This is a genomic window from Mycobacterium sp. (assembly GCF_049802695.1).
In the GTDB taxonomy this organism is placed as follows: Bacteria; Actinomycetota; Actinomycetes; order Mycobacteriales; family Mycobacteriaceae; genus Mycobacterium.
Genome location: NZ_JBARMY010000094.1, coordinates 1 through 4,873 on the forward strand (window position 1 = coordinate 1; position 4,873 = coordinate 4,873).

Genomic DNA, 4,873 nt, shown 5'->3' on the forward strand with positions numbered 1-4,873 from the left:
GTGACGAGTCCGACCGGCTCGGCGAGGGACCATTGGACATCGAATCGCTGGAAAAGCTGGAGTCGCTCGACCTGGTGATGAACGAGTCGATCAGGATCGTGACCCCGGTGCAGTGGGCGATGCGCCAAACCGTGCGGGACACCGAGTTGCTCGGCTACTACATCCCGAAAGGCACCAACGTCATCGCCTATCCCGGCATGAACCATCGGCTGCCGGAGATCTGGAGCGACCCGCTGACATTCGACCCGGACCGGTTCACCGAGCCGCGCAACGAGCACAAACAGCACCGCTATGCGTTCACTCCGTTCGGCGGCGGCGCGCACAAGTGCATCGGGATGGCGTTCGGCCAGCTGGAGATCAAGACAATCATGCACAGATTGCTGCGCAGGTACCAGTTCGAGCTTCCCCGGCCTGGCTATCAAGCGAAGTGGGATTACCAGAGTATTCCCGCACCGATGGACGGCATGCCCATCGTGCTGCGGCCGCTATAGCGGTCCAGGCTCAGGCAGCCGAAAGCAGCAGGTTCGCGCAAGCGATGACGGCCCGCAGCGCCGACTCGGCCGGATCAGCCGACCAGCCCATCCCCCAGGCGTCATGCCGGCCGTCGCTGCCGCGGATGAAGGTCGCGGTGTCCTGACCGTCTGTTTGCATCTGGTGAAACCGCAGCATCTCCAGCGGCACCCCGCGCTCGTAGAGCATCGCGGTCAGCGCGGCGACCGGGCCGGTCGCGCTGGCGGTGGCGGTTTCGATGCGATCGCCGTAACCGAGGGTGGCCCGGAAGTTGCGCGGCTGCGGCCCAAGCCGGGTGGCGGGCCGATCAGGGTCGACGCATTCCCAATGGCCCAGCCGCAGCGGCCCGGTGTGGGGTGCGTATGTGGTGATGAACGTGCTCCATGACATGGTCTCGGCGTGCTCCCGGAGCCCGCTCGGTAGCGGGATGCCACCGAAGCGAGCCGATAGTGGTTCAGGCGGGGCGGGCGCAGTCTTTGCGCTTGAAGGGCTTGTCATGCAGGTCGTCATCTCTAGTCTCGAGGGAGCGACCGACAGGTAGTAGCTTCCGACCCACAGCGGGGGGTCGGTCTTGGATCAGACCCCGCTGCGGGTGCTGGCTACTACAGCAAGATGACGCACGGTCGCCGAGGGTAGTCGCTGATCGTGGGACCGTGCAAGCTGCCTGGTGGGGCCTACCTGATCAACGGGTCGCGCGGCATGCCCAGGATCCGCTCGGCGATCTGATTGCGGGTCACCTCCGACGTCCCACCGGCGATCGCCATACCGCGGGCGCCCATCACCATCCGGCCGGCCATCGCACCCGGGCCGTCGGCCAGCGCGACATCCGGCCCGAGCAGTGCTGTCCAGATCGCGGCGCCCTCGCCCATGTGCTCGGCGAGTTTGAGTTTGGTGACGTTGCCTTCCGGTCCAGGGCCGGCGCCTTCTACGCTGCGCGCCGCGCGACGCAGGTTGAGCAGCCGAAGCGCGTGCTCGTTGGCGAGGAAATCACCGACGCGAACCTTGGCTCCGCTCAGATGTTCGGCGCCTTGGCCGAGCAGTTGCACGAGATGTTCGGCTACGCCTCGGTAGTAGGAGCCGCCGCCGCCGATGCTGACCCGCTCGTTGCCCAACGTGGCGCGGGCTACGGTCCATCCGGCGTTGGGTTCGCCGACGACGTCGTCGTCGGCGACGAAAACGTCGTTGAAGAACACTTCGTTGAAGTCCGAGCCGCCGGTGATCTGACGCAGCGGGCGCACCTCCACCCCGGGCGCCTTCATGTCGATGATCACCGCAGTGATGCCGGCGTGCTTGGGGGCGTCGAAATCGGTTCGCACGGTTGCCAATCCGCGTCGGCAGTAGTGTGCACCGCTGGTCCACACCTTCTGCCCGTTGATCTTCCAGCCGCCGTCCACCCGGGTGGCCCTGGTTTTGACCGCCGCCGCATCCGATCCGGCGTCGGGCTCGGAGAACAGCTGGCACCAGATTTCTTCTCGCCGCAGCGCCGCCTCCACGAAACGCTCGATCTGCGAGGCGGTTCCATGCTGAACCAAGGTCAGGATCACCCAGCCGGTGATCGAGTAGTCGGGACGTTTGATTCCCGCCGCCCGGAATTCCTCTTCGATGACGAGCTGCTCGACCGCGCCGGCGGCCAAGCCCCAGGGTCTCGGCCAGTGCGGCATGACGTATCCGGTGTCGATCAGCTTGTCGAGCTGGGAGTTCTTGTCGAGCGCAGCGATCTCGTCGGCGTCGGAGCGGATTCGGGCGCGCATTTCTTCGGCCTCGGCGGGCAGGTCGAGGCTGCTGGCCCGGCTGATCCCGGCCGCGGTGTAGGCGTAGACGTCCTCCGCAGGCCTGTCACCGCCGAGCAGTGCCCGCACCGTCAGGGCGCGGCGCAGATGCAGGTGGGCGTCGTGCTCCCAGGTGAACGCGATGCCGCCGTGCACCTGGATGTTGAGCTCGGCGTTGCGGGCATACGCCGGAAATGCCAGCGCCGCCGCGACCGCGGCGATGAGGCGGAATTGTTGCTCGTCCTCGCCGGCCGCCCGAGCGGCGTCCCATACCGCGGCGATGGCCGACTCCGCGCTCACCAACATGTTCGCGCAGTGATGCTTGACCGCCTGAAAGGTTGCGATGGTGCGGCCGAACTGCTGACGCACTTTGGCGTATTCGACGGCCGCCTCGACGCAATCCGCCGCTCCGCCAACAGCTTCGGCGGCTACCAGCGTTCGGGCCCGGGCGAGGGCCGACTCGCGGCCGCCTCGGATGATGTCGTCGGCGCTGACGCTGACCTTTTCCAGGCGGACGCGACCCGACCGCCGGGTGGGGTCGAGGTTTTCGGGAACATCCACCAACACGCCGGTCCGGCTGCGTTCGAGCACCAGCACGTCGTCACCTGCGGCGATCAGCAACAGCTCGGCGAGCCCGACGCCCAGCACGATTCCGGCATCGCCGTCGGCGACGTCGCCGTCGATCCGCACCCGGCTGTCCAGCCCCACGCCGGCGGTGGTCGTGCCGTCGATCAGTCCCGGCAGTAGCCGCTTCTTCTGCTCGGGCGTGCCCTCGTCGGCGATCACCGCCGAGGCGATCACGGTCGGCACGAACGGTCCCGGCGCCACCGAGCGGCCCAGTTCCTCGATCACCACCACGAGTTCGGGTAGCCCGAACCCGGAGCCGCCGTACTCCTCATCGATGTGCAGCCCGAGCCACCCAAGTTCGACGAGGTCGTGCCAGAACGGTGGCCGGGATTCGTCACCGGCGTCCAACAGCGATCGCGCCGCCCAGCGGGCTTTCTGCGAAGTGAGAAACGCGCGCGCCACCCCGGCGAGTTCGCGATGGTCGTCTGTCAGTGCGATGCCCATTGAGGGGCCCTCCTCCGGGACGGACGCAGCGGGCGGCGGTTGAAAGAGTCTAGTCAATTCGGTTTTATCCCGAGACAGCGGTGAGGGCTGCGGGTGACTGCCGGCAGCACGACCGTGGCTGCTGTCTCGCGGCCGGCAAATCTCCTACTTGGGCGCGAAGCGTTGCCCCGCGTCGAGCCGCAGACATTGACCGTTGAGCATCGGATTGTCGACGATGGCCGCCACCAGCTTGGCGTACTCCTCAGGCCGGCCCAGGCGCCGGGGGAAAGCCGCATCCTTGGTCAGGGCGGAGGCGAATTCTTCGGGAATGCCCTTGGTCAGCCCGGTGGCGAACAGGCTCGGGGCGATCGCCAACACCCGGATCCCGATCGACCCGAGGTCACGCGCCATGGTCAGCGACATCCCGGCGACACCGGCTTTCGCGGCGGTGTAGGCGACCTGGCCGATCTGTCCCTCGAACGCCGCTATCGAGGCGGTGTTGATGATGACGCCGCGCTCGTCATCCTCGGGCTCATTCTTGCTCATGTGACTGGCCGCCAACCGGCTGATGTTGAAGGTGGCGATCAGATTGAGATCGACCACGGAGCGGAAAGACTCCAGATCGTGCGGCCCGGACTTCGACAGGGTCCGCTTGGCGATACCGCCGCCGGCCGTCGTGACGATCACGTGCAAGCCGCCGAGTCCGTCGACCGCCGTCTGCAGTGTCTCTTCGGTGCCGGCGAAGTCGGTGACGTCGACGGGGTGGAACGTGCCGTTTATACCGGCGGCAACCTCCTTGCCGTCGGAACCCTCGCGGTCGAGCACCGCCACACTCGCGCCGCGCTCCGCGAGTAGCTCCGCACTGGCGCGGCCCATGCCGGATGCGCCGCCGATGACGACCACCTTCTTGCCGTTGATCTCCATGCAAACCTCCTTTTCCGTCTGCCCGACTCCTCCTCATCGCGCTACGCGCTCTGCATCGTCGTCGAGCGGTTCGCCTGCCCTCTGGTCCGCACGCCGCCACCTGGCGCGGATCGTCACAGCGGGTTTCTCCTGCACGCTATCTTGGCTGCTCGCGGTGTTGTCAGTCAGGCGTGCCAAGCTGAAGTGTGCTGCTCATCGACGTCGCCGCCACCTCCCGCCAAGTCGGTGACACCTCGGCGCGCCGGGCCAAGGTCGCGAGTCTCGCCGAGCTGCTGACCCGCGCCAGGGCAAACGCCCAACTGGTCGAGATCGTCGTCTCGTGGCTCTCCGGTGAGTTGCCGCAGCGTCAGATCGGCGTCGGCTGGGCCGCGTTGCGGTCATTGCCACCGGCCGCGGCGCAGCCGTCGCTGACCGTGGCCGAGGTCGACGCCACGTTCTCCGAAATCGGCGCGATCGTCGGCAAGGGTTCGCAGGCGCGCCGATCCGAACGCGTCGTCGCGCTTTTCAGCGCCGCGACCGAGACCGAGCAGACCTTCCTGCGGCGACTGCTCAGCGGAGAACTGCGCCAAGGCGCGCTGACCGGCGTCATGTCCGACGCCGTCGCCGCCGCCACCGGAATC

4 protein-coding genes and 1 pseudogene are annotated in these 4,873 nt (G+C 67.3%); 2 read left to right on the plus strand and 3 right to left on the minus strand.

Annotation, left to right across the window (positions count from 1 at the left end; all coding sequences use genetic code 11):
* Nucleotides 1-491: cytochrome P450 (locus WA317_RS03430; protein ID WP_425171707.1), on the plus strand; the 491-nt coding region annotated here is incomplete at its 5' end.
* Nucleotides 492-501: 10 nt separating this feature from the next.
* Here WA317_RS03430 and WA317_RS03435 read toward each other — a convergent pair.
* The 3 genes from WA317_RS03435 to WA317_RS03445 form a co-directional block, all read right to left on the minus strand.
* Nucleotides 502-1,008 carry a homocitrate synthase gene (locus WA317_RS03435; protein WP_425171708.1) on the minus strand — a complete coding sequence of 169 codons (507 nt, stop codon included), beginning with the start codon at nt 1,006-1,008 and terminating at the stop codon, nt 502-504.
* Between the two features lie 176 nt (nt 1,009-1,184).
* Entirely contained in the window at nt 1,185-3,350 is a 2,166-nt protein-coding gene (locus WA317_RS03440) for an acyl-CoA dehydrogenase (protein WP_425171709.1), read from the minus strand.
* 144 nt (nt 3,351-3,494) lie between these two features.
* Nucleotides 3,495-4,253, minus strand: a complete 759-nt coding sequence (locus WA317_RS03445) for an SDR family NAD(P)-dependent oxidoreductase (protein ID WP_425171710.1) — start codon at nt 4,251-4,253, stop codon at nt 3,495-3,497.
* Between the two features lie 185 nt (nt 4,254-4,438).
* Here WA317_RS03445 and WA317_RS03450 point away from each other — a divergent pair.
* Nucleotides 4,439-4,873, plus strand: a pseudogene (locus tag WA317_RS03450) (ATP-dependent DNA ligase); the annotation flags it as partial.